This is a genomic window from Pseudomonas sp. PAGU 2196, assembly GCF_022179005.1.
Lineage (GTDB): Bacteria > Pseudomonadota > Gammaproteobacteria > Pseudomonadales > Pseudomonadaceae > Aquipseudomonas > Aquipseudomonas kermanshahensis.
This window is the reverse complement of sequence record NZ_BNTL01000008.1, coordinates 135,998-159,573: the sequence shown is the minus strand read 5'-3', so window position 1 is coordinate 159,573 and position 23,576 is coordinate 135,998. Positions and strand designations below refer to the sequence as shown.

At 63.8% G+C, this 23,576-nt stretch carries 21 protein-coding genes; 13 read left to right on the top strand and 8 right to left on the bottom strand.

Features of this window, described 5'->3' with window-relative positions; genetic code table 11:
• Window positions 1–263: 263 nt before the first annotated feature.
• The 9 genes from MFF34_RS08130 to MFF34_RS08090 all read left to right on the top strand — a co-directional run bounded on the left by MFF34_RS08130 (window position 264) and on the right by MFF34_RS08090 (window position 10,594).
• Window positions 264–1,655, top strand: a complete 1,392-nt coding sequence (locus tag MFF34_RS08130) for an FAD-binding oxidoreductase (protein ID WP_027593701.1) — start codon at window positions 264–266, stop codon at window positions 1,653–1,655.
• 11 nt (window positions 1,656–1,666) lie between these two features.
• Complete coding sequence (locus MFF34_RS08125; RefSeq protein ID WP_238212226.1) at window positions 1,667–2,635, top strand: NAD(P)-dependent oxidoreductase; 969 nt, start codon at window positions 1,667–1,669, stop codon at window positions 2,633–2,635.
• The gene (locus MFF34_RS08120) at window positions 2,632–4,080 is read left to right on the top strand and encodes an aldehyde dehydrogenase family protein (protein WP_238212224.1); all 1,449 of its coding nucleotides are present in this window, start codon (window positions 2,632–2,634) and stop codon (window positions 4,078–4,080) included. Before MFF34_RS08125 ends, MFF34_RS08120 begins: the two co-directional genes overlap by 4 nt.
• A gap of 241 nt (window positions 4,081–4,321) precedes the next feature.
• Window positions 4,322–4,639: a DUF2388 domain-containing protein gene (locus MFF34_RS08115; RefSeq protein ID WP_099429773.1), complete on the top strand. Its 318-nt coding sequence runs from the start codon at window positions 4,322–4,324 to the stop codon at window positions 4,637–4,639.
• A gap of 132 nt (window positions 4,640–4,771) precedes the next feature.
• Window positions 4,772–6,271, top strand: a complete 1,500-nt coding sequence (glcD, locus tag MFF34_RS08110; RefSeq protein WP_238212222.1) for a glycolate oxidase subunit GlcD — start codon at window positions 4,772–4,774, stop codon at window positions 6,269–6,271.
• Window positions 6,271–7,323: a glycolate oxidase subunit GlcE gene (gene glcE / locus MFF34_RS08105; protein ID WP_238212220.1), complete on the top strand. Its 1,053-nt coding sequence runs from the start codon at window positions 6,271–6,273 to the stop codon at window positions 7,321–7,323. The genes glcD and glcE overlap by 1 nt, the downstream gene beginning before the upstream one ends.
• A 9-nt stretch (window positions 7,324–7,332) precedes the next feature.
• A complete protein-coding gene (glcF, locus tag MFF34_RS08100; RefSeq protein ID WP_238212218.1) occupies window positions 7,333–8,556 on the top strand; it encodes a glycolate oxidase subunit GlcF in 1,224 nt (407 codons plus the stop codon).
• A gap of 188 nt (window positions 8,557–8,744) precedes the next feature.
• Window positions 8,745–9,083 carry a hypothetical protein gene (locus tag MFF34_RS08095; protein ID WP_027593708.1) on the top strand — a complete coding sequence of 113 codons (339 nt, stop codon included), beginning with the start codon at window positions 8,745–8,747 and terminating at the stop codon, window positions 9,081–9,083.
• 77 nt (window positions 9,084–9,160) lie between these two features.
• Window positions 9,161–10,594 (top strand): PLP-dependent aminotransferase family protein, encoded by a 1,434-nt coding sequence (locus tag MFF34_RS08090; protein WP_238212216.1) that lies wholly within the window; start codon window positions 9,161–9,163, stop codon window positions 10,592–10,594.
• Here the strand turns inward: MFF34_RS08090 and MFF34_RS08085 are convergent.
• A complete protein-coding gene (locus MFF34_RS08085; protein ID WP_238212207.1) occupies window positions 10,587–11,783 on the bottom strand; it encodes a cyanate transporter in 1,197 nt (398 codons plus the stop codon). The genes MFF34_RS08090 and MFF34_RS08085 overlap by 8 nt on opposite strands.
• Window positions 11,780–12,238, bottom strand: coding sequence for a nucleoside deaminase (locus MFF34_RS08080; protein ID WP_238212192.1), 459 nt, complete (start codon window positions 12,236–12,238; stop codon window positions 11,780–11,782). Before MFF34_RS08080 ends, MFF34_RS08085 begins: the two co-directional genes overlap by 4 nt.
• 199 nt (window positions 12,239–12,437) lie before the next feature.
• On the opposite strand from MFF34_RS08080, the gene MFF34_RS08075 reads away from it, so the two are divergent.
• Window positions 12,438–12,875, top strand: a complete 438-nt coding sequence (locus MFF34_RS08075) for a carboxymuconolactone decarboxylase family protein (RefSeq protein ID WP_027593712.1) — start codon at window positions 12,438–12,440, stop codon at window positions 12,873–12,875.
• A gap of 10 nt (window positions 12,876–12,885) precedes the next feature.
• On the opposite strand, the gene MFF34_RS08070 is transcribed toward MFF34_RS08075, so the two are convergent.
• The gene (locus tag MFF34_RS08070; RefSeq protein ID WP_238212190.1) at window positions 12,886–13,902 is read right to left on the bottom strand and encodes an AraC family transcriptional regulator; all 1,017 of its coding nucleotides are present in this window, start codon (window positions 13,900–13,902) and stop codon (window positions 12,886–12,888) included.
• A 168-nt stretch (window positions 13,903–14,070) separates the two neighbouring features.
• Here MFF34_RS08070 and MFF34_RS08065 point away from each other — a divergent pair, with 168 nt between their 5' ends.
• The 3 genes from MFF34_RS08065 to MFF34_RS08055 are packed head-to-tail and all read left to right on the top strand — an operon-like array spanning window position 14,071 to window position 16,716.
• The gene (locus MFF34_RS08065; protein ID WP_027593714.1) at window positions 14,071–15,255 is read left to right on the top strand and encodes an acetyl-CoA C-acyltransferase family protein; all 1,185 of its coding nucleotides are present in this window, start codon (window positions 14,071–14,073) and stop codon (window positions 15,253–15,255) included.
• Between the two features lie 12 nt (window positions 15,256–15,267).
• Window positions 15,268–16,116 carry a 3-hydroxybutyryl-CoA dehydrogenase gene (locus MFF34_RS08060; RefSeq protein WP_238212181.1) on the top strand — a complete coding sequence of 283 codons (849 nt, stop codon included), beginning with the start codon at window positions 15,268–15,270 and terminating at the stop codon, window positions 16,114–16,116.
• Window positions 16,117–16,128: 12 nt separating this feature from the next.
• Window positions 16,129–16,716: a TetR/AcrR family transcriptional regulator gene (locus MFF34_RS08055; protein WP_238212179.1), complete on the top strand. Its 588-nt coding sequence runs from the start codon at window positions 16,129–16,131 to the stop codon at window positions 16,714–16,716.
• Between the two features lie 118 nt (window positions 16,717–16,834).
• On the opposite strand, the gene MFF34_RS08050 is transcribed toward MFF34_RS08055, so the two are convergent.
• The 5 genes from MFF34_RS08050 to MFF34_RS08030 are packed head-to-tail and all read right to left on the bottom strand — an operon-like array spanning window position 16,835 to window position 23,334.
• The gene (locus MFF34_RS08050) at window positions 16,835–17,212 is read right to left on the bottom strand and encodes a response regulator (protein ID WP_238212177.1); all 378 of its coding nucleotides are present in this window, start codon (window positions 17,210–17,212) and stop codon (window positions 16,835–16,837) included.
• 44 nt (window positions 17,213–17,256) lie between these two features.
• Window positions 17,257–18,483 carry a hybrid sensor histidine kinase/response regulator gene (locus MFF34_RS08045; protein WP_238212175.1) on the bottom strand — a complete coding sequence of 409 codons (1,227 nt, stop codon included), beginning with the start codon at window positions 18,481–18,483 and terminating at the stop codon, window positions 17,257–17,259.
• Window positions 18,477–19,052, bottom strand: a complete 576-nt coding sequence (locus MFF34_RS08040; RefSeq protein ID WP_099429783.1) for a chemotaxis protein CheB — start codon at window positions 19,050–19,052, stop codon at window positions 18,477–18,479. The genes MFF34_RS08045 and MFF34_RS08040 overlap by 7 nt, the downstream gene beginning before the upstream one ends.
• Complete coding sequence (locus MFF34_RS08035; protein ID WP_027593720.1) at window positions 19,049–19,870, bottom strand: protein-glutamate O-methyltransferase CheR; 822 nt, start codon at window positions 19,868–19,870, stop codon at window positions 19,049–19,051. Before MFF34_RS08035 ends, MFF34_RS08040 begins: the two co-directional genes overlap by 4 nt.
• Window positions 19,867–23,334 (bottom strand): response regulator, encoded by a 3,468-nt coding sequence (locus MFF34_RS08030; protein WP_238212173.1) that lies wholly within the window; start codon window positions 23,332–23,334, stop codon window positions 19,867–19,869. The genes MFF34_RS08035 and MFF34_RS08030 overlap by 4 nt, the downstream gene beginning before the upstream one ends.
• Window positions 23,335–23,576: the final 242 nt, after the last annotated feature.

Here is a 23,576-nt window from a genome sequence, read left to right as displayed (position 1 = left end):
CAACTTTTTAACTTGGCGAGCCAATTCAAACGCGGCAACACTAATGGATCACGCCTGAAAAAAGACCTCTCAGAACTGCTAGCTAGTAACTGTAACTCTCGAAAACATGCCGTCCGTTTTATTCCCTCAAGATGTAAGCGTTTTCAGAACGCCCCCTCCAGGCACGCGCCCACGTCCTATCAATTGTCATGACTGTAATATCGCGCCCCGGTCGCACTGAGCATCATGTGTACACAAGACAAACATGCTCAGAGGCACCCCTCATGTACCGTGGATTCTGGTATGCCCAGGCGCTGGACCTGGACAGCGACCTCGCCCCTGCCCTGCAGGACTCGATTCAAGCCGACGTGTGCATTGTCGGCGGTGGCTTCCTTGGCCTGTGGTCGGCCATCCGCCTGAAGCAGGCCCACCCGGAAAAAACCATCGTCATCGTCGAGCGCGACCGTTGTGGTTCAGGCGCAAGCGGCCGTAACGGCGGCGTTGCCACCAACTGGTGGGGCAAATACCTGTCGGTACGGACCATTTGCGGCGACGTCGAGGCGCGGCGCATCTGCGAGGCTGCAGAGTCGGCCATCGACGAGATCGGCAGCTTCTGCCAGGAACACGGCATCGACGCGCAGTACCGCAAGGATGGCTGGTTGTGGACGGCCACCAACCAACGCCAGATGAACTCCTGGCGGGTGCTGACCGATGGCCTGCAAAAGCTAGACGTCAACCCGTTCCAAGAGCTTGACCGCCAGACCATTCGCGGGCGGGTCGGCTCACCGCTGGTACTGGGTGGCATCTATGACCCCAACGCCGCCACCGTGCAGCCCGCCATGCTCGCGCGGGGCCTGCGCCGGGTGGCGCTGAAGCTTGGCGTGCAGATCTTCGAGAAATCGCCATTCACCCACCTGCAACGTGGCGCCAACCCGGTGGTGCACACCGCCAAGGGCCATGTGAAGGCCAAGCACGTGGTGCTGGCACTCAACGCTTGGGGCGCGCAGTTCCCGGAGTTGCGCCGGATGATCGCGATCATGTCCAGCGACATGGTGGCGACAGCACCCGTCAAGGCCAAGCTCGATGCCATCGGTTTCAGCCGCGGCGAATGCATGACCGACTCGCGCACCGTGCTCAACTACTGGCGCAACACCCCTGATGGCCGCGTAGTCTTCGGCAAGCCGCTGGGCCAGTTCGCTTATGCCGGACGCATCGGCAACCTCTACGAGAAGCCTTCCCCTGCTGCCGACAAGGTGGCTGCCGAGCTGCGCCGGCTGTACCCGCAACTCGCCGATGTACCGGTCGTCAGCAGCTGGACCGGCCCCATCGACCGGGCCATGAAAGGCTTGCCGAACTTCGGCTACCTCGATCACCACCAGAACATCAGTTACGGCATCGGTTTCTCTGGCAATGGCGTGGCCACCACCGTGTTTGCCAGCCGCATCATCAAGTCGCTGGTCGAGCATGCCAATGACGAATGGGCCAACTGCGGCCTGGTCAACCAGAAGATGAAAATGCTGCCGCCAGAGCCGTTCCGCTTCTTTGGCGCGCACATGGTGCGTGACGCCCTGGTCCGCAAGGAATCCCTCGAAGACCATGATCAGGACGCCGGTTTCCTCACCCGTCGCCTGGTGGCCATGGCCCCGGCCGGCTACGTGCCGGCCCAGAAAAAATAAGGAAACGGACCGTGAGCGAACATATCGTACTGCTCGACGACGAGGGCCTGGCGCCCTCCACCCGCCTCAAGCACCCGGCCTGCGAGCACACCTGGCAGCAGTTTGCCTACACCCACCCCGAGCAGGTGCTCGAACACCTCAAGGACGCAACCATCGCCTTTACCTGCAGCGTGCCGCTGCGTGAGGAACACCTGCGCCATTTGCCGAAACTGAAGATGATTTCGCTGGCCCTCACTGGCCGCGATATCGTCGATGTTGATTACTGCGATGCCCATGGCATCGAAGTGGCCAGTGTGCCGGGCTATGCCGCCAACACCGTGGCCGAGCACAGCCTGGCGATGATCCTCGAACTGTTCCGCCGCCCGGCCGCGTTCACGCGTTTGATGCGCCAGGTGCATGCCGGCGAGAAGCCGCAGCAGAACATCTACTTCAACCACCGCATCCGTGATGTGCGCGACAAGCAACTGGCAATCATCGGCAGCGGCCCGATCGCCCTGCGCCTGGCGCACCTGGCGCGGGCCTTTGGCATGCAGGTGCTGTTCGAAGACCGTCGCGGCAAGCGCCAAGGGCCGGACTGCCGACCGCTGGCCGAACTGCTGCGCAGCTGCGACGTGCTGTCGATCAACTGCCCGCTGACGCCCGACACCTACAACCTCATTGGTGCCGAACAACTGGCCCTGATGAAGCCCGACGCCCTGGTGGTCAACACCGGCCGTGGCGGCGTGGTCAACGAAGCCGCGCTGATCCAGGCGCTACGGGACGGCCGCCTGGGCGGTGTGGCGCTGGATGTGGTCGAGCACGAGCCGCTGCACCCGAGCAACCCGCTGTTCCAGCTGATCGAGCGCGATGATTTCTTGCTCAACCCGCACATCGCCTGGAGCAGTGAAGATGCCATGCAGCAATTGATGGACAGCGCCGTGGACAACATCAGCGACTTCGTCGCCCGCCAAGCCAACGTAAAAAGGAGCCGGATCGCATGACCCTGGTCACCAAGAGCAGCTATGTCGACGGCGCATTCGTCGCCCCAGGCGGCAGCGATGTGCTGGAAAACCGCAACCCGTCCAACCCGAGCGAAGTGGTCGAGCGCTTCGCCCGCGCCGATCAGGCACTGACCGAACAGGCCCTGCTTGCTGCCCGCCGCGCCGCTCCCGCTTGGGCGCGCAGCAACCCGCAGCAACGCGCCGATGCGCTGGACTTTATCGGCAGCGAAATCCTCGCACGCCGAGAAGAGCTGGCCACGCTGCTGGCCCGCGAAGAAGGCAAGGTGGTGCGTGAGGCTCTGGGCGAAGTCGAGCGTGCCGGCCGCTCGTTCAAGTTCTACGCCCAGGAAGCCCTGCGCGCCGAAGGCGAGAAATACCCGTCGGTGCGCCAGGACGTGGGCATCGACGTGTTCACTCAGCCGCTGGGCGTGGTCGCCATCATCGCGCCGTGGAACTTCCCGATCGCCATCCCGGCCTGGAAGATCGCCCCAGCCCTGTGTTTCGGCAACTGTGTGGTGTTCAAACCGGCCGAATTGGTGCCCTCCTCGGCCTGGGCGCTGGCCGAAATCATCTCGCGGGCCGGTTTGCCCGCCGGTGTGTTCAACCTGCTCATCGGGCCGGGCCGCAGCGTGGGTGACACCCTGATCCGCTCGCCGCTGGTGGATGGCATCAGCTTCACCGGCTCCGAGCACACCGGCCGGCAGATCGCCAGGCTGGCGGCCGATGGCATGAAGAAAGTGCAACTGGAGATGGGGGGCAAAAACCCATTGATCGTGCTGGACGATGCGAACCTGGAGCAGGCCGTGGAGGTTGCATTGAACGGCTCGTTCTACAGCACCGGCCAACGCTGCACGGCTAGCTCCCGGGTGATCGTCACCGCCGGCATTCATGACGCCTTCGTGGCGCGCTTGGCCGAGCGTACCCGGGCGCTGAACGTGGGCGACGCATTGCAGCCCACCACCGACATAGGCCCCGTGGTCGATAGCCGGCAGTTGGAGCAGAACCTGTCGTACGTGGCCTCAGGCCTTGAACAAGGCGCGAAGCTAGTGTGCGGCGGGGAGCGCATCGACAACAAGGACGGGGCATACCTGTTCACACCCGCGCTGTTCACCGATGTGTCGCCGCAGATGCGCATCTACCGCGAAGAAATCTTCGGCCCGGTGTTGAGTGTGCTCAAGGTGCGTGACTACGAGGAGGCGTTTGCGGCTGCCGAGGACACCGCGTTTGGTTTGTCGGCCGGGATCGTCACCACGTCGCTGCGCCATGCCGAGCATTTCAAACGCAACAGTTCGGCGGGAATGGTGATGGTCAACCTGCCCACGGCAGGGGTGGATTACCACGTGCCATTTGGTGGCAATGGTGCATCAAGCCTGGGCTCACGAGAGCAAGGCACCCATGCACGGCAGTTCTTCACCCGGGTGAAAACCACGTATCAGTTGGCCTGATCTTGCACGCTGTGTAGGAGCAGCCTTGTGCTGCGAATAGGCCGGTGAATGCAACACAAAAGTTGGTGTGGCATCACCGGCCTCTTCGCAGCACAAGGCTGCTCCTACCCACGACGCAAAACCGTGCATGTCCCGCGCGTGCGGCAGTCCCCAGGCAAGGATTGAACTACTCGCACAGACAAGCGCTCTTACTCAGTGAGTGGTTTATTTCCTTGGGCTTGACGCTACTGGAGAACACACTATGCGCCACCTATTCCTCGCCCCCGCGCTGCTGCTCCTGCTGCCTGCCGGTGCTGCCCTGGCCCGCGTCGATGCGGGCGACGTGGCCACCTCGGCCGGTGTTTCCGCTTCGCTGTATTCGACCTTCAAGGACGATAAACGGATCATCCCGGCCCGTGACGAGCTGTCTGCCTTCGTCGCTAGCGGTGGTGCTATCCGCGGCGCCTATGTGGAATCGGCGCTGGAACAGGCACGCAAGGACCACCCCGGCCTGCAGGCCAATGACGAAGAACTGGCCCGGGCCATTCTCTCCCAGGACGACCCTGTAGCAAATCATTGAAACCTTGCACTCAGCACACCCACGCCTGCTTCTCTTCGCAGATTTAGCAGGCGTGGGTGTGCTGCGGGCACACGCAGGCTGAAGGGGTGATACGCTTCCAACGACAATAACAATTGCCGCCGAGTGAGCCCCATGAACATCCTCTACGACGAGCGGGTCGATGGAGCGCTGCCTGACGTGGACCTGCCCGCCCTGCTCAAGGCCCTGCGCGATGCGCTGCCGGACCTGACGATTCTTCATCGCGCAGAAGACCTCAAACCCTACGAGTGTGACGGCCTCTCCGCCTACCGCACGGTGCCCCTGCTGGTGGTGCTGCCCGAACGCCTGGAACAGGTTCAGACCTTATTGCAGCTCTGCCACCAACGTGGCGTACCGGTGGTGGCGCGCGGTGCCGGCACCGGCCTGTCCGGGGGTGCCCTGCCATTGGCCAAAGGCATCCTGCTGGTAATGGCGCGCTTCAACCGCATTCTCGAGATAAACCGCGAGGGGCGCTTCGCCCGTGTTCAGCCCGGGGTACGCAACCTGGCCATCTCCCAGGCTGCCGCGCCCCATGGCCTGTACTACGCCCCCGACCCGTCTTCGCAAATCGCCTGCTCCATCGGCGGCAACGTGGCCGAAAATGCCGGGGGCGTGCATTGTCTCAAGTACGGTTTAACCGTGCACAACCTGCTCAAGGTGGACATGCTCACAGTCGAGGGGGAACGCCTGACACTGGGCAGCGACGCCCTCGACAGCCCCGGTTTCGACCTGCTAGCACTGTTCACCGGCTCCGAAGGCATGCTCGGCATCATCACCGAAGTGACCGTCAAGCTGCTGCCCAAGCCCCAGGTGGCGCGGGTGTTGCTCGCCAGCTTCGACTGCGTCGAGGACGCCGGCAGGGCAGTGGCCGAAATCATCGGCGCCGGGATCATCCCCGGCGGGCTGGAAATGATGGACAACCTGGCGATTCGCGCTGCCGAGGACTTCATCCACGCGGGCTACCCCGTGGATGCGGCGGCGATCCTGCTGTGCGAACTCGATGGTGTCGAAGCCGATGTGCATGACGACTGCGAGCGGGTCGCGGCCGTACTGACCCAAGTCGGCGCACGCGAGGTGCGGCTGGCCTGCGACGAGGCAGAACGCGCGCGCTTCTGGGCCGGGCGCAAGAACGCCTTCCCCGCGGTAGGGCGCATTTCACCGGACTACTATTGCATGGATGGCACCATCCCACGCCGCGAGTTGCCCCGCGTACTCAAGGGCATCAGCGCACTCTCCGAACAGTACGGTTTGCGCGTGGCCAATGTGTTCCATGCCGGCGATGGCAACATGCACCCGCTAATCCTGTTCGATGCCAACCTGCCCGGCGAACTGGAACGCGCCGAAGCCATTGGCGGCAAGATCCTCGAACTGTGCGTGGAGGTAGGCGGCAGCATCACCGGCGAGCACGGCGTCGGGCGGGAGAAGATCAACCAGATGTGCGCGCAGTTCAACAGCGACGAAATCACCCTGTTCCACGCCGTCAAGGCCGCCTTCGACCCGCAAGGGTTGCTCAACCCTGGCAAGAACATCCCCACCCTGCACCGCTGCGCTGAATTCGGCGCGATGCACGTGCACCACGGGCACTTGCCCTTCCCCGACCTGGAGCGTTTCTGATGGGCAAGGACTGCGACATCAGCCAGGCCCTGCTGGAGCAGGTCAACCAGGCTCTGAACCTGGGCACACCGCTGCGAATCCAGGGCGGCAACAGCAAGGCCATGCTCGGCTGCCCGGTCGCCGGAGAAGTCATCGATACCCGCGGCCATCGCGGTATCGTCAGCTACGACCCCACCGAACTGGTGCTGACCGCACGCGCCGGCACGCCGCTGCAGGAAGTCGAGGCAGCACTGCACGAGGCTGGCCAGATGCTGCCTTGCGAGCCCCCGCACCTCGGCCCCGAAGCGACCCTCGGCGGGGTCGTTGCGGCGGGGTTATCCGGGCCACGCCGGCCCTGGGCCGGGGCGGTGCGCGATCATGTGCTCGGCACCCGGGTGATCACTGGCCACGGCAAACTGCTGCGTTTTGGGGGTGAAGTCATGAAGAACGTCGCCGGGTATGACGTCTCGCGGCTAATGGTCGGCAGTTTCGGTTGCCTTGGCCTGCTGACCGAGGTGTCGCTGAAAGTACTGCCGCGCCCGCGCCAATGCCTAAGCCTATGCCTGCCGATGGACCGTCACCAGGCGCTGGCGGCGCTTACCGCCTGGGGCCAGCAGCCGCTGCCGATCAGCGCTGCCTGCCATGACGGCGAGGCGCTGTACCTGCGCCTGGAAGGGGGTGAAGGCTCGGTGCAGTCGGCACGCCAACGCCTGGGAGGTGACGTGCTCGACAGCTGTTTCTGGACCGACCTGCGCGAGCAGCGCCTGGCTTTTTTTGACGACCCGGCACCGCTGTGGCGGCTGTCCGTGCCCAACGCCACCGGTGAGCTGAACCTGCCCGGGCGGCAACTGATCGACTGGGGCGGCGCGCAGCGCTGGCTGAAGTCGAACGCGCCAGTGGAGTCGATTCGCGCAGCGGTTGCCAACGTCGGCGGCCATGCCACTTGCTACGCACCTGGCGAACAGAGCAGCGCACCATTGCCCGCCGCCCTGCTGCGCTACCACAAAGCCCTCAAGCAGCAGCTCGACCCCCGGGGCATCTTCAACCCGGGCCGCCTGTACCCAGACCTATGAGGGCATACCATGCAAACCAACCTGAGTGAAGCCGCCAAACGCCTGCCCCGCGCGAAAGAGGCCGAACGCATTCTGCGTAGCTGCGTGCACTGTGGTTTCTGCACGGCCACCTGCCCCACCTATCAGTTGCTCGGCGACGAGCTGGATGGCCCTCGCGGGCGCATCTACCTGATCAAACAAGTGCTCGAAGGCGCACCGATCACCGCCAGCACGCAACTGCACCTGGACCGCTGCCTGACCTGCCGCAATTGCGAAACCACCTGCCCTTCAGGCGTGAAATACCACGACTTGCTGGACATCGGCCGCGCCGTGGTCGAACAGCAAGTGCCACGCCCGCTTGGCCAGCGCCTGCTGCAGGGGGGGCTGCGGGCGGTGGTGCCGCGCCCTGCGCTGTTCAAGGCCCTGTGCCGCACTGGGCAAGCCTTGCGCCCGGTGCTGCCGGCAACCCTGAAAAGCAAGCTGCCCGCCCGGGTGACCGCACCCGGCGTACGGCCGGTGCCACGGCATGCGCGCCGGGTGCTGTTGCTCGAAGGCTGCGTGCAGCCAGCGCTGTCGCCCAATACCAACGCCGCTGCCGCGCGCGTGCTGGACCGGTTGGGGATCAGCGTCGAACCGATTCGCGAAGCCGGTTGCTGTGGTGCGGTCGATTACCACCTCAATGCCCAGGCCCAAGGCCTGGACCGCGCCCGGCGCAACATCGACGCCTGGTGGCCGGCCATCGAAGCGGGGGCTGAAGCCATCGTGCAAACGGCCAGCGGCTGCGGCGCGTTCGTGCGCGATTACGGCCACTTGCTGGAGGCGGACCCGCGGTATGCCGCCAAGGCGGCGCGGGTCAGTGCCTTGTCTCGCGACCTGGTGGAAGTGCTGTGCGAAGCGCCGGTCGAGCAGCTTGGGCTGTGCGCCGAGCAGCGTGTGGCCTTTCATTGTCCGTGCACCTTACAGCACGCACTCAAGCTTGGCGGCGCGGTCGAAGGCCTGCTGACTCGCCTCGGTTTTACCCTGACCGCGGTGCCGGATGGCCATTTGTGTTGTGGGTCGGCGGGGACCTATTCGCTGACCCAGCCTGAGCTGTCGCGGCAGTTGCGGGACAATCGATTGAAGGCCTTGGAGAGCGGCATGCCGCAGGTCATTGTTACCGCCAACATCGGTTGCCAGGCCCACCTTGCTGGGGCCGGGCGCACGCCGGTGCGGCATTGGGTTGAGATTGTTGATGCGGGTTTGGGAGCGGGATAGGTATGACGTTAGATGTGCAGCGCCTGGGAGACCGAGCGCCGCNNGCGGCGCTCGATCTCATAAGCGCAGAAAATCCCAAGGCTGAACACTTTCAGAAATCCCCCACAACCACGTCAGAAATGCCCTACTTGTCGCGCCTGCCAGCTGAAAACATGATCCCCTCTGGACGACCCAGAGGAGGCCCCCGCATGCACCAGTCCGCTCGCCCCACCGCCGAACTGCGCCACACCCTGCGTGAACTGCTGGCCCACAAGGTCAGCAACCCTGATGACGACCCGCACCTGTCGGGTGTGCTGTTCTTCTGTGCCACCGACGAGCGCACCCGCCAGTTGATCGAGCGCATCGAGCTGCTGGCCAGCGAAGCCTTCTTCGACGCCAGTGGCCGCGCCATCACCCACCGGATGCGAGCGGCTGCGGTTGACGGGGTGCGTATCAAGCAAAAGCACAAGGCACCGGCCGATGAAACGGTGATACGCATCGCCCTGCCCGACAAAGGCTACATCACGGTCAGCACGGCACGCTTGTAGGCGCAACGCGGTGCATTGGCACTGTACGTCGAAGTGCGATCCGCTATCCTCAGCACTCCCCTGCACCGGATCGTTTCATGGAACTGCACATCCGCCTGGAAGGCCGTAAAGGCCTCGCCGACCAGCTCTACCAGCAACTGCGCGCGGGCATCGACAGTGGCCACCTGGCAGCCGGCAGCCAATTGCCGCCCACCCGGCTGCTGGCCGAACAACTGGGCGTGTCGCGCAAGACCGTGGCCGAGGCCTACTCCAGGCTAACCTATGACAACCTGCTCAGCGGCGTGGTCGGCCGTGGCACGTTCATCACGCCGCGCCACCCCCTGCGTTCGAACGAGGCAACGGCCATCCCCTTGGCGGCTGCAGCCTCCCTCGAACGCTGGCAGCAACGCGCGACCGTGCTGGGCAGGCCGCAACTGCAAGCACCGTCGCGCTATGACTTCGTTGGCGGCGCCTCGAGCAAGACGCAGTTCCCGTTCGACCAATGGCGCAGCTGCCTGAACTACGCCCTGCGCCGCAGCCAGCGGCACCCCGAGCGGCAGTTCTCTGCCCAGGGGCTGCCTGAGCTGCGCGAAGCCATCGCCCACCACATCGCCTACGCCCGCGGCGTGCATTGCAACGCAGCGGACGTGCTGGTGTGCAATGGCGCGCAACAGGCGCTGGACCTAATCGCCCGGGTGCTGATCGAACCCGGCTGCCCGGTGGCCATGGAAGACCCAGGTTACCCGCCTGCACGTCAACTGTTCCTGGCCTTGGGCGCACGCCTGCAATCAGTACCGGTGGATGATGAAGGGATGTGTGTCGAGCAGATCGCCGACGGCACGCGGCTGATCTACGTGACCCCCTCGCACCAATTCCCCCTCGGTATGCCGATGAGCGAGCCGCGCAGGCGGGCGTTACTGGCACGCGCCGCCGAGCTTGGCGCGTTGATCATCGAGGACGACTACGACTGCGAATTCCGTTACCAGGGGCCACCCGCCGACGCCTTGCAGCGCCTCGACCGGCATGGCCTGGTGGCCTACGTCGGGACCTTCTCCAAGACCCTGCTGCAGGAGCTGCGCCTGGGCTACGCCGTGTTGCCGCCCGCGGTGCTGAAGGCCGCCTGCGTGGCCAAGCACCTGAGCGACTGGCACAGCCCGACCCTGCTGCAATGGGCGCTGGCGCGCTTCATCAGCGAGGGCCACCTGAACAAGCACATCCGCCGCTGTCACGATGTCTACAGTGCTCGCCGCGAGCGCATCCTCGCCCGCCTGGGCGGCGACCTGGCGCCTTGGTTCAGCGCCGTGCCGGCCAGCGCCGGTTTCCACCTGAGCGCATTGGCCAAGCCGGGGGTGGATGTCGAACTGCTGGCTAACCTCGCACGCAAGGTGGAGGTCGGCCTTTACTCGCTGGCACCCTTCTTCAGTGACGTGCCTGTGCGCCCTGGCCTGGTAATGGGCTTCGGCGCCATCGAACTGCTCGACATCGACCCTGCCATCGACCGTGTTCGCGATACCCTGCAGCGCCTTAGCTGACCGATGCGGCCTGGCCGTTTGGCGCCGAACGGGCAATGGCTGCCGCATAGCCGCGGGGCGCGAAACAGGCCGTCACCAGCAACATCGCCACCACGGTCACGGTCAACAGCACCCACGACGCTTGGAAGTCGCCACTGACGTCGCGTAACCAACCCGTGATGTACGGCACGATCCCGGTAATGATGAAGCCGATCCCTTGAACAAAGGCCGCCAGGCTCCCCGCTTCAGCGGGTGTTTTCAGGTGCTCCAGGGTCAGTGTCAGGCTCTGACTGAAACACGCCCCTAGGCCAAAGCCGATCATCGCCACCCACACGCCCATGCTCAGCGTGGGCGCCAGCAGCAGCCCAAGGAAGCCGGCCAGCTGAATCGAAAGCGCCAGCCACAACCCAGGCCGACGGTCGACCCAGCGGCGCAGCAACAACGGCAGCCCCAGCGCGCCGGCAACTTGGAAGATTGTCATCAGCCCCACCAGGTCACCACCGCCCTGGGCGGTCCCGCCGTGCTCCAGGTGATAGGCCGGTAGCCAGGCGACCATGCTGGTATAGCCACCATTGATCAGGCCGAAATACACCGCCAGCAACCAGGCACGGCGGGTGCCGAACCAATGCCCACCCGTGGCACCCGTCAGTGTCGGCGTAGCCTGCCGTGGCCGCAGCAACGCCCAGGCCAGCAGCGCCACAAGCGCCGGGATCGCCCACAGGCCCAGCCCGGCCTGCCAATGGCCGAAGTACCCACTGATATGCGGGCCAAGCACCGCCGCCAGGCCACCACCACTCATCAAGGCCGCGGAATACATGCCCATGGCCCCAGCCAGGCGGGTCGGGAACCAGCGATTGACCAACCCCGGCATCATGCCCTGGACCACCGCCACGCCGAGGCCCGCGACCACGGCGCTGGCAATCAATGCCCAGGCGCTGTCCAGTTGCAGGCGCCACCAGCACGCCAGCGCAATGGCCGACAAGCCGGCGAGCATGCCGCCATGTTCGCTGATCCAGCGCCGCAACCAAGGTTGCAACAACGGCACCAGGCCCATGCACAACACGGGCAGCGCGGTTAGCAGTGCGGCCTGCTGATAGCCCAGGCCGGTGCTGGCGCGCATGGGTTCGAGCAGCGGCCCGATGCTGGTGAGGATCGGGCGCAAGTTGAGCGCCAGCAGCACCACCAGCAACAGATTCAAGGCAGTTCTCATTGCGCGTTGGCCTGCTTCCACTCAAGGTACAGGCCGGCTTCGCCGCTGGGTTTCAGCGGCCGCAACGGCAGGCTCTGCTGTTGCGGTGGGCGAGCCATCTGCGCATACACCGCAGCCGTGGACAAGCCGAATGGCTCGCCTTCATCGTTGTCGTAAGCGAACCAGGCACGCTCGATGCCGCACAGGTGCATGGCCGCCAGGCACATCGGGCACGGGTGACCGCTGGCGTAAACCTCGGCACCGTCCAGACGAGCCTGGCCCAAGGCATGCGCAGCCTTGCGGATGGCCTGCATCTCGGCATGGGCGGTCGGGTCCTGGGTGCTGTGGATCTCGTTGACCGCGCGCGCCACCACCTGCCCCTGGTAGACCAGCACCGCAGCAAAGGGCCGGCCACCGGCCTGGATGTTGGTGCGGGCCAGTTCGAGTGCTTCGCGCATATAGCGTTCTTCGGACATGAGTCGGTACTCCTTCTGCAAGACCTGGCCATTATCCCGGCTTGCCGGCCTTGGCAGAAATGAAGAGATTGGATGCACCTCAGTGGCCACCTGAATGCCCAGATTGGCCTCCGGGCAAAGTGTGCGATTGGCTATCGGGCTGATCGCTGCGCAGCGCTAAGGTAGCGCCATGTCCACCCAACACCTTCTGGAGAACACCATGAACACACGTATTGAATGGGCCAAGCACGCACCGGAAGCCTACAAAGCCATGGTCGGCCTGGAACAGGCCCTGGCCAAGTGCGGCCTGGAGAATTCACTGCTCGAATTGGTGCGCCTGCGCGCTTCGCAGATCAACGGCTGCGCCTACTGCGTCAACATGCATGCCAATGACGCACGCCAGGCCGGCGAAACCGAAGCACGCCTGCAAACGCTGAGCGTGTGGCAGGAAACCGCCTACTTCACTGCGCGTGAACGTGCCGCACTGGCGTGGGTAGAGTGCCTGACCCGGCTGCCGGAGCGCGGTGCGCCACAACCGGAATACGAAGCGCTGCAAGCGCATTTCGAGCCGCAGGAAGTGGTCAACCTGACGCTGGCCATCGCCACCATCAATGCCTGGAACCGCTTCGGCGTCGGCTTTGCGATGGTGCCGGCCTGATGGTGTCGGCTTAGCCACTGCGCCCGGTCAACTTGGCTCGATAGCTGCCGGGGCTCTGCCCAGTCCACTTCTTGAATGCCCGGTGGAATGCACTGGGCTCCTGGAACCCGGCCTGCTCGGCAACCTCGGCGATGCTCAGCGCCCCTTCGCGCAAGTGCTCGAAGGCCATCGCCCGGCGTACTTCGTCCTTTATCTGCTGGTACGAACGCCCCTCCCGCTCCAGCTGACGGCGGAAGGTACTGGCGCTGACCCCCAGCACCTGCGCCAACGCGGCCAACGTCGGCCATTGCCCGTAGCGGCGTGCGCGTAGGTGGCGATAGACCTCGGCCACCAGGCCGTTCTGGTTGCGAAAGCGAATAACCAGGCCTTGGGGGGCGCTGCGCAAAAAGGTCTTCAAGGCTGGCAGGTCCTGCACCACCGGCAGGCGCAGGTAGGCACTGTCGAACTCCACTTCGGTACGCCCACTGCCCAGGCGCAGGTCAGGCCCCCACAACAGCAGGTCATCGTCCTGGGCAGGGCGCGATACCGCAAGCTCGGTGCGGTCGATGGCGATGCGCCGCCCTGCCAGCCAGCACAGCAAGCCGATCATCAGCACCAGGTAAGTTTCTTCGGCATACACACGGGTCAAGGGGTCGGCAATGCTCGACTGCACGCTGATCACCGCCCTGCCGCCGCGTAGCGTGAGGCTGCCGCGCAGGTCACGCAGAAACAGGCCAAAACCGCCCATGCACTGACGCAAGGCCTTTTCCAGGTTCGGCTCCTGAATCAGGCCACGGCAGATCAGGGCAAAGCTGCCCAGCGGCATGCCGTGGCTGTCGAGGCAGAAAAACTCGTCGTCCAATAGCTGAATCAGGGCCAGCCACAGCTGAGCGAATGCCTTGGCCGGCACGCGTGCCTGGGGCTGCTCGAGCAGTTGCGGGTCGATGCCGACCGCACGCAGGTGTGCATCGCGCACGTCCGGGCGTTCGCGCAGGGCATGAAGCATGGCTTCGAGGAAGTACACGGCGACCGTATCGCTATCGCGCATGGCGGATTTCGCTGTCTATGCTGAGTGGCAAAAAGTGCCAGGTTGATTGAACAGATCCGGCATAGGCTCTGGCAGAGCCTTTGCCTAGACTCGGATGAACGAAGGGATCGCCCGCCATTCTCGCAGAGCCAGGCCCGGTCCCGCCATGCCTTCGCAATCGGAGCCCCTATGAGCAGCGCAGAAATTTACGTCGTCAGTGCCGTCCGTTCAGCCATTGGTGGCTTTGGCGGTTCCCTCAAGGACCTGCCGCTGGCCGACCTCGCCACCGCCGTGACCCGTGCCGCCATCGAACGCGCGGGCGTGGACGCTGGGCAAATCGGCCATGTGGTGATGGGCAGCGTGATCCCCACCGAACCTCGTGATGCCTACCTGGCGCGGGTAGCAGCGATGAACGCTGGTATCCCCAAGGAAACCCCAGCCTTCAACGTCAACCGCCTGTGCGGCTCGGGCCTGCAGGCCATTGTCTCAGCGGCACAGTGCCTGCTGCTGGGCGACACCGATGTGGCCCTGGCGGCGGGCGCCGAGTCCATGAGCCGCGGCCCGTACCTGCTGCCACAAGCCCGCTGGGGCGCACGCATGGGCGACCTGCAAGGTATTGACTACACGGTCGGCGTGCTGCAAGACCCCTTCGAACACTTCCACATGGGCATCACGGCCGAAAACGTCTCGGCCAAACACGGCATCACCCGTGAAATGCAGGATGAACTGGCCCTGACCAGCCAGCGTCGCGCCGCGCGTGCCATTGCCGAAGGCCGCTTCACCAGCCAGATCGTCCCGCTGGAACTGAAAACCCGCAAAGGCAGCGTACAGTTCAGCGTCGACGAGCACGTGCGTGGCGATGTCACCGCTGAACAGTTGGCCGGCATGAAGACGGTATTCAAGAAAGACGGCACTGTCACCGCCGGCAATGCCAGTGGTATCAACGACGGCGCGGCCGGCCTGGTGTTGGCCAATGGTGACGCCGTGCGCCGCCTGGGCCTGAAACCGCTGGCACGCCTGGTGGGCTACGCCCATGCCGGCGTCGAGCCCGAGCTGATGGGCCTGGGCCCGATCCCGGCAACCCGCAAGGTGCTGGAAAAAACCGGCCTGAGCATCCAGGACTTGGACGTGATCGAGTCCAACGAAGCCTTCGCCGCCCAGGCCTGCGCTGTAGCCCGCGAGCTCGGCTTCGACCCGGAAAAGGTCAACCCGAACGGTTCAGGTATCTCCCTCGGCCACCCGGTCGGCGCCACCGGCGCGATCATCGCCACCAAGGCCATCCATGAACTGCACCGCATTCAGGGCCGCTACGCCCTGGCCACCATGTGCATTGGCGGCGGCCAAGGCATCGCCGTGGTCTTCGAGCGCGTCTGAGGAAACTGACACATGAACATCGAACAGATTGCCGTGATCGGCGCGGGCACCATGGGCAACGGCATTGCCCAGGTGTGCGCCGTGGCGGGCTATCACGTGCTGCTGGTGGACGTTGCCGATGCCGCGCTGGAGCGTGGCGTGGCTACCTTGCGCAAGAACCTCGAGCGCCAGGTCAGCAAAGGCACGCTCGACGCCGAAAAGGCCGAGGCAGCGAAAACCCGTATTCGCACCAGCACCGACTACGCGCAACTCAGTGGCGCGCAGTTGGTGATCGAGGCAGCCACCGAGAACCTGCAGCTCAAGCAGCGCATCCTTCAGCAAGTGGCTGCCAGCGTGGCCGCCGACTGCCTGATTGCCACCAACACCTCGTCGCTGTCGATCACGCAATTGGCCGCGAGCATCGAGCACCCCGAGCGGTTCATCGGTGTGCATTTCTTCAACCCGGTGCCGATGATGGCCCTGGTCGAGATCATCCGTGGCCTACAGACCAGCGACAGCACCTATGCCCAGGCCCTGCTGGTGACCGAGAAGGTTGGCAAGACCCCAATCAGCGCCGGCAATCGCCCAGGTTTTGTGGTCAACCGAATTCTGGTGCCAATGATCAACGAAGCGATCTTCGTACGCCAGGAAGGCCTGGCCAGTGCCGAGGACATCGACACCGGCATGCGCCTGGGCTGCAACCAGCCGATCGGCCCACTGGCACTGGCCGACCTGATCGGCCTGGATACCCTGCTGGCAATCATGGAGGCCTTCCATGAGGGCTTCAGTGACAGCAAGTACCGCCCAGCGCCGTTGCTCAAGGAAATGGTCGCGGCCGGTTGGCTGGGGCGCAAGAGCGGCCGCGGTTTCTTCACCTATTGAGGAGCAAGTGCCATGCCCCCGGTCAACGCTGCAATGCGCTGTGCCAATTTTGAAGAGCGACGTGACCGGGCCATGGCGCTGTTTGCCGAAAAGGGCTTCGGCCAGGTCAGCATGCGTGAGCTGGCGGCCCACGTCGGGCTGACTGCGGGCTCGCTGTATCACCACTTCCCCAGCAAGCAGGACCTACTGTACGACTTGATCGAAGAATTGTACGAGGAGCTGCAGGCAACCCTGGACCTTGGGCGCAGGGCCATGGCCCGTGGCGGTTCGGCGTTGTCGTGCCTGATTGCGGCACATTGGCAGTTGCATGCCGAGCGGCCGTTGCAGTTTCGCCTGGCCGAGCGGGATTTTTGCTGTTTGAGCGAGGCGCAACAGTCGCGCCTGATGCTACTGCGCAGGCGTTACGAAACCGGGGTGCTGCACCTGATTGCACCGCAGGCAAGCCTCAAAGGCGAAGCGCTGGCGGCGACCGCGCATGTGCTGGCGACGCTGCTCAACCAGTTGCCAGGGCTGCTGCAGGCGCGGCGCCTGCCGGAAGGCGAAGGGCTGGGCTTGATGGAAAGCCTGTTGCGGGGAGGCATTGAGCGAACCCTGCGCTAACGTTCACGCTGTTGTAGGAGCAGCCTTGCGCTGCGAAAGAGGCCGGCATGGGCACCTGCTTTTCTGTGGCTGCAATGGCCTCATCGCAGCACAAGGCCGCTCCTACATCCGGGTAGGCTCAGCGCAACAGGACCTGGATCTGCTCGTGCAGGGTATCCAGGTCGAAGGGCTTGGCCAGGATCGGCGCCTTGCGCGTGATCGGGCTGCCCGATTCGAGAATCTCGGCCGGGTAGCCACTGATGAAAATCACCTTCAGCTCCGGCCGCAATTTTACCGCGGGCTCGGCGATATCCACCCCAGAGATGCCCCCTGGCAATCGAAAATCGGTGACCATCAGGTCCAGGTGCGGCTTGCTCGCCAGGATCTTGAACGCCTGCTCGCCGTCTTCGGCCACCAGCACGTGATACCCCTCGCCGGCCAGGTAGTCGCGCAAAATCATCCGAATCGCCGGCTCGTCCTCGACCACCAGCACCACATCTTGTGCATCTTCACTCATGATAACGCCTTGAAATTCTTACAGTTGGCCATCTGACCCCAGGCTTACGCAGAGGTTGCCCGCGCCTGGTCGTTTTGTTCTTTGAACGTTGCCAGCGGCAATTGCAACGTGAATGTGGCGCCCTCGCCTTCCTCGCTGTCCACCAGAATCCGCCCGCCGTGGGCCTGGACGATCTGCTCGGAGATGTACAGCCCCAACCCCAGCCCGCCGCTGGCCTGGTGTGCTGCGACCCGCTCGAACTGCTGGAAAATGCGCTGCTGGTTGACGGCGCTGATGCCAATGCCGTGATCCTGCACCTGCACCCAGGCCATGCCGTCCTCAGCGAACACCCGCACCTGCACCGGTTTTCGTTCACCGTAACGCAAAGCATTGGACAACAGGTTGGCCACCACTTGTTCAATCCGAAATTCGTCCCACTCACCCTGCAACGTTTCACAACGTTGCAGCGCGATATGGGTTTCCAGCGCGGTGGCCTGGGCGCTGAAGTTTTCCACCAGGCCGCGCACCAGTTGGCCGATATCGAACACCCTGGGCCGCAGCGACAACTTGCCGGTGCGGATGCGCGAGACGTCCAGCATGTCTTCGATCAGGCGGATCAGGCTGTTGATCTGCCGCTCGTCACGCTCGACCATGGCCTGCAGCTTGTCTGCGCTGAAAGCCTCCAGGTTGCCCCGTGCCAGGTGCATCTTGCGCAGCTGAGTTTCCAGAATCAGGCCATTGAGTGGCGTACGCACCTCGTGGGAGACGATCGACATGAAGTCGTCGCGCATGCGCACCGCATGCTCCAGCTCGCACCGCGCCCGCTCCAGCTGGCCCAGCAGCACCTCCTGCTCCTGACGGCTACGCTCCAGGGCTTCCAGTTGCCGACCAAGCACCTTGCGCTGGCGGAACAGGTCGACGAACACCGAGACCTTGCTCTTCACTGCCAAGGTGTCGAGCGGCTTGTGCAAAAAGTCCACGGCTCCGCTTTCATAGCCCTTGAAGGCGTAATTCATCTCGCGCCCCGCCGCACTGACGAACACGATGGGGATGTTCTTGGTCTTTTCCGTGCCGCGCATCAACTCGGCCAGCTCGAAGCCATTCATGCCTGGCATCTGCACATCGAGGATGGCCAGCGCAAATTCGTGCTCCAGCAGCAGCGACAACGCCGCTTCCGCAGACTGGGCCTGGTGCACCTCGCGGTCTTCGCCCTGGATCAGGGCGTCGAGCGCCAGCAGGTTTTCCGGCAGGTCGTCGACGATCAGCAGTTTGGCGATGGTGTGGCTTAGCATGCGCTTGTTTCCAGGGTCGCGAGCAATTGCCCGATACCACTCAGAGTAAGGATATGGTCGGGCTGGTGCAGGGCCAAGGCGGCTTCCGGCATCAGCGCGACCTGTGCGTCGCGGGGGTCCTGAACAATCGTGCGGCCCCCGTTGTTGTTGATGTAGGCCAGGCCCGCGGCGCCATCCTCATTGGCACCGGTCAGCAGCACGCCAAGCAGGCTGGCGCCGTAGGCATCAGACGCCGACATGAACAGGAAGTCGATGGCCGGGCGCGAGAAGTGCACCGGCGCTTCCTGGCTCAACGACAGCGTCAGGTCACGCTCCACCGAGAGGTGGTACCCCGGCCCAGCAACGTAGATCATCCCAGCGCTGATCCGTTCCTTGTCACTGGCCTCGCGCACTGGGCGCTGCAGCCGCCGCTGCAGCACTTCGGCCAGCTGGCTGTGACGCCCGTCAGGTAAGTGCAGCACGCACAGCACCGGGATGGCGAAGGCCGACGGCAGCGCACCGAGCACCTGGAACAAGGCCGCCACACCGCCAGCTGAGGCCCCCATCACCACTGCCCGTGCGCCGTTCATGTCTTACGGTAGATCCGTTCCGGCTTCACCAGCGGCTCGAAGCGCTGGCTGTAGGCCGAAAAGTCTACCGACTCCTTGCTGCCCAACACCAGGAAGCCCCGGTGGCAGAGGGATTCATGAAACAGGCCCAAGGCCCGGTCTTGCAGGTCTTTGTTGAAGTAGATCAGCACATTGCGGCACGACACCAGCTGAGTCTCGGAGAACACGCTGTCGGTGGCCAGGCTGTGGTCGGCGAAGGTCACGTTGTCGCGCAGGCTGCTGTCCATGATGGCGTTGCCATAGGCGGCGGTGTAGTACTCGGCAAAGTCACGACGGCCACCGGCCAGGCGGTAGTTTTCTTCATACTCGCGCATGCTTTGCATCGAGTAGATACCCTGCTTGGCCCGATCCAGCGAATGCGGATTGATGTCGGTGGCATAAATGATGGTGCGCTCAAGCAGGCCTTCCTCACGCAGCAGGATGGCCATGGAGTACACCTCTTCACCGGTGCTGCAGCCCGCGACCCAGATCTTGATCGACGGCCAGGTCCGCAACAGCGGCACCACTTCGTTGCGCAGGGCCAGGAAATGGCTCGGGTCGCGGAACATCTCGCTGACCGGGATCGTCAGGAACTGCAGCAACTGCATGAACATGCCCGGGTCGTGCAGCACCCGCTCTTGCAACGCCGACACCGTCAGGCAGTCGAACTGGCGCAGGGCATGCAGGATCCGGCGCTTGATCGAAGCGCCAGAGTAGTTGCGGAAATCGTAGCTGTACTTGAGGTAGATCGCCTCGATCAGCAGCCGGATCTCGATGTCGGTGTTACGCTCGCTAGTCAAATTCGCTCCAGTTGCGGCAGCCATACACGGATCAACGAGAACAGACGGTCCAGGTCGATCGGTTTGGCCAGGTAATCATTGGCGCCAGCCTGCAGACAACGCTGCTGGTCATCCTTCATCGCCTTGGCGGTCACGGCGATGATCGGCAGCTTGCGCCAGCGCGGTTGCTGGCGGATCAGCCGGGTAGCCTCGAAGCCGTCCATCTCCGGCATCATCACATCCATCAGCACCAGGTCGATGTCGTCATGCTGCTCCAGGCGCTCGATGGCTTCACGCCCGTTACGGCCGATTTCGACGATGGCGCCCTTGTGCTCCAGGGCACTGGTGAGGGCGAAGATATTACGCACATCGTCATCCACTAGCAGCACTTTGCGGCCCTCGAAAACCTTGTCGCGGCTGCGCGCGGTCTTGAGCATGCGCTGGCGCTCATGGGACAACTGCGATTCGACTTTGTGCAGGAACAGCGTCACTTCGTCGAGCAGGCGCTCCGGCGAACGGGCGCCCTTGATGATGATCGAGCGCGAATACTTGAGCAGGTCGGTTTCTTCTTCGCGGGTGAGGTTGCGCCCGGTGTATACGATCACCGGCGGGAATGACCGGATGTCCTCGGCAGTCATGCGCTTGAGCAGTTCGTTGCCGAGCATGTCGGGCAGCTTGAGGTCGATGATCATGCAGTCGTAGATGTTCTCGCGCAGCAGCGCCAAGGCGTCCTGGGCCATGGCCACGGCGGTGATCTCGACATCGTCATCGCCGATCAGGCGGGCAATGCTCTCGCGCTGCAGGTCGTCGTCCTCCACCAGCAGGATGTGCTTGAGCTTCTGGGTCAGCTTGGCTTCCAGGCGGGCGAACACTTCCTTGAGTTCTTCGCGGCTGGCCGGCTTGACCGCGTAGCCCACGGCGCCCATGTGCATGGCCGCTTCGACGCGATCCTCCACCGAAATGATGTGCACCGGAATATGCCGCGTGCCGGCCAGCTCCTTGAGGCGCTGCAGCACGGTGAGGCCAGAATGATCGGGCAGGCGCATGTCCAGCAGGATGGCATCGGGGATGTACTGGGACGCCAGCGCAAAGCCCTCATCGGCGCCATGCGCCACCAGGCAGCTGTAACCCAGCTCGTGGGCCAGGTCGAAGAGGATGCGGGCGAAGTTCGGCTCGTCCTCGATCACCAGGATGCAGCGGTTATTGAAGGGGGCCCGCTCGCGGTCATCGGCGAAGGTCGGTGCCGGCAGTTTCGGCGCCACGGCGTTGGACGCCTTGGGCGCGGGCGGCAGAGTGTCTACCGCAGGGCGCAGGCTCAGGGCCTCGACTTCCTCGTCCTCATGTTCGTAGCGTTCGGGCATGACCAGGCTGAACACGCTGCCCTGCCCCGGGTTGCTCTCAACGTTGATCTGCCCGCCCAGCAGGTGCGCCAGGTCACGCGAAATCGACAGGCCAAGGCCGGTGCCGCCATAGCGCCGGTTGCTGCTGCCGTCGACCTGGTGGAAGGCGCCGAAGATCGCCTGCTGCTGGTCGGCGGCAATGCCGATACCAGAGTCACGGACGGCGAAGATGATTCCGGTACCGGCCTGGTGGCTAATGGTCATGCTGACCTGGCCGTGGTCGGTGAACTTGATGGCGTTGGACAGCAGGTTCTTGAGGATCTGCTCCAGCCGTTGACGGTCGGTGAACAGCGTCACCGGCACCTGTGGCTCGACCTTGACCTCGAAGGCCAGGCCTTTGTGCTCGGCCAGCGGCAGGAACATGCCGCGCAGGCCTTCGACCAGGCGCTCCAGCTGGGTGGTCTCAGGGCGCACTTCGAGCTTGCCGGCTTCGACCTTGGCGATGTCGAGAATGTCGTTGATCAGGTTCAGCAGGTCATTGCCCGCCGAGTAGATCGATTCGGCGAACTTGACCTGCTCGGCGCTGAGGTTGCCTTCGCCGTTCTCAGCCAGCAACTTGGCCAGTATCAACGAGCTGTTCAGCGGCGTGCGCAGCTCGTGGGACATGTTGGCGAGGAACTCGGACTTGTACTTGCTCGAACGCTGCAGGTCGTCGGCGCGGGCCTGCAACTCTTGCTGGGCCTGGCTGAGCTCATCGTTCTTGCGGTCCAGGGCGTCGGTGCGCTCGGACAGTTGCTCGTTGGTCTGTTCAAGCTCGGCCTGTTGGGTTTCCAGGTGGGCCTGGGATTCCTTGAGCACCCGTGATTGCTCTTCGAGTTCTTCGTTGGCGGTTTTCAGCTCTTCCTGCTGCACTTGCAGCTCTTCGTTCAACTGCTGGGTCTCGGCCAACACTTCCTGCAGGCGCTGGCGATAACGCGCACTCTCGATGGACATGCCAAGGTTGCCGCCGACCCGCTCCATCAGCTCTTCATCGCGCGGCTGCAAGGGGCGCAAGAAGCCCAGCTCGATCACACCATTGATCTGCCCATCATCGGTGGCGGGCATCAGCAATGCACTGCGCGGCAAGCCATTGCCGAGGCCCGAACTCAGGCGGTAGTAGTCTTCGGGCAGGTCGTCGAGGCACAACAGCCGGCCTTCGCGCATGGACTGGGCCAACAGGCCATCGTGGTCGCCTTTGATCTGCTCACGGGCCTGTTCCTCAGCGCTCAGGCCATAGGTGGCCACGCGCACCAGGCGGCCATGTTCGTCGCGCGCATACACCGCGCCCACCACGCTGCCCAGGTACGTTGCAAAGAAGCGCAGGATATTGTCGCCCAGCATGGGCAGGGTCAGCTGCCCGAGCACCTGCTGGGCCAGCTGGGTCTGGCCATTGCGCAACCAGGCCTGGTGTTCCAGGCGCTCAGCCGCACGCTGCTGGGCCTGCAGGTTTTCGTCATAGCTGCTCGACAGCGCCAGGAGGTCGCGGCGCCCGAGGTAGGCCAGCAAGGCGCTGAGGCCGACGATGAACAGCACGAAGGCCGAGATCGCGGTCACGGTGACCGAGCTGACTTTCTCGTTTCGGGCCATGCGCAGTTGCTGTTCAGTGTCGATCAGGCCTTCGAATTCCTTGCGGATTTCATCGGTGATGCGCTTGCCGCGCCCATTGCCGATCGATGCCTGGTAATTGCCCTCGCTGCGGCGCAGGCTAATCATCTCGCTGCCGAAGTCATTCCAGGCCTGTTGCAGGGCCAACAGCCGATCGATACGGTCAACCTGCTGCGGGTTATCCTCGACCATGCCGCGCAGGCTCTGCAGGCTGCCGAGAATTTTCGGCTTGGCCACCTCGTAAGGGTCGAGAAAGCGTTCGTCGCCGGTGATCAGGAAGCCGCGCATGCCGGTTTCCATGTCGATCGACAGCTTGACCGTTTCGTTGGCATTGCCGATCACCCGGTCCGTATGCTCGACCCACTGCATGGCCGAGAGCAGGTAGTTGATCACCGCGACGAACGCCACTGCGCCCAGCAGGCCGACCCCAAGGGGCAGGCCGATGTTGCGACTCAGCAGCTTGCGAAAGCTTTGCTGGTCAATCGAGGCTACTTGAATCATCTGAAAACGCCCGAGCGAAAAGAATCCATGAAAAAGTGTGGCACCAAGACCGTTATAATTGTCTGCCGCCGCGCTCACCGGTAATAGCGAGTCTAACCAGCTTTGCTGGCTCTGGCAGGGCATTTAGCCAGCATTTGAAGGTTGCAGGCGCGAATCGTTCCATCTGATTGCAGGGATCGGTATCCTCGGGAACTTCTGCCGTCTACCGGCGTACAGAATAAAGACATTCATTTTCACAGGAT

Bases quoted from the DNA above. Each gene is read 5' to 3' on its own strand.
- MFF34_RS08130 (WP_027593701.1), top strand. From the start codon at position 264: ATGTACCGTGGATTCTGGTATGCCCAGGCGCTGGACCTGGACAGCGAC.
- MFF34_RS08060 (WP_238212181.1), top strand. From the start codon at position 15,268: ATGAACATCGAACAGATTGCCGTGATCGGCGCGGGCACCATGGGCAAC.
- MFF34_RS08075 (WP_027593712.1), top strand. From the start codon at position 12,438: ATGAACACACGTATTGAATGGGCCAAGCACGCACCGGAAGCCTACAAA.
- glcD (WP_238212222.1), top strand. From the start codon at position 4,772: ATGAACATCCTCTACGACGAGCGGGTCGATGGAGCGCTGCCTGACGTG.
- MFF34_RS08090 (WP_238212216.1), top strand. From the start codon at position 9,161: ATGGAACTGCACATCCGCCTGGAAGGCCGTAAAGGCCTCGCCGACCAG.
- MFF34_RS08065 (WP_027593714.1), top strand. From the start codon at position 14,071: ATGAGCAGCGCAGAAATTTACGTCGTCAGTGCCGTCCGTTCAGCCATT.
- MFF34_RS08055 (WP_238212179.1), top strand. From the start codon at position 16,129: ATGCCCCCGGTCAACGCTGCAATGCGCTGTGCCAATTTTGAAGAGCGA.
- MFF34_RS08095 (WP_027593708.1), top strand. From the start codon at position 8,745: ATGCACCAGTCCGCTCGCCCCACCGCCGAACTGCGCCACACCCTGCGT.
- glcF (WP_238212218.1), top strand. From the start codon at position 7,333: ATGCAAACCAACCTGAGTGAAGCCGCCAAACGCCTGCCCCGCGCGAAA.
- MFF34_RS08085 (WP_238212207.1), bottom strand. From the start codon at position 11,783: ATGAGAACTGCCTTGAATCTGTTGCTGGTGGTGCTGCTGGCGCTCAAC.
- glcE (WP_238212220.1), top strand. From the start codon at position 6,271: ATGGGCAAGGACTGCGACATCAGCCAGGCCCTGCTGGAGCAGGTCAAC.
- MFF34_RS08115 (WP_099429773.1), top strand. From the start codon at position 4,322: ATGCGCCACCTATTCCTCGCCCCCGCGCTGCTGCTCCTGCTGCCTGCC.
- MFF34_RS08080 (WP_238212192.1), bottom strand. From the start codon at position 12,238: ATGTCCGAAGAACGCTATATGCGCGAAGCACTCGAACTGGCCCGCACC.
- MFF34_RS08070 (WP_238212190.1), bottom strand. From the start codon at position 13,902: ATGCGCGATAGCGATACGGTCGCCGTGTACTTCCTCGAAGCCATGCTT.
- MFF34_RS08030 (WP_238212173.1), bottom strand. From the start codon at position 23,334: ATGATTCAAGTAGCCTCGATTGACCAGCAAAGCTTTCGCAAGCTGCTG.
- MFF34_RS08120 (WP_238212224.1), top strand. From the start codon at position 2,632: ATGACCCTGGTCACCAAGAGCAGCTATGTCGACGGCGCATTCGTCGCC.
- MFF34_RS08045 (WP_238212175.1), bottom strand. From the start codon at position 18,483: ATGCTAAGCCACACCATCGCCAAACTGCTGATCGTCGACGACCTGCCG.
- MFF34_RS08040 (WP_099429783.1), bottom strand. From the start codon at position 19,052: ATGAACGGCGCACGGGCAGTGGTGATGGGGGCCTCAGCTGGCGGTGTG.
- MFF34_RS08050 (WP_238212177.1), bottom strand. From the start codon at position 17,212: ATGAGTGAAGATGCACAAGATGTGGTGCTGGTGGTCGAGGACGAGCCG.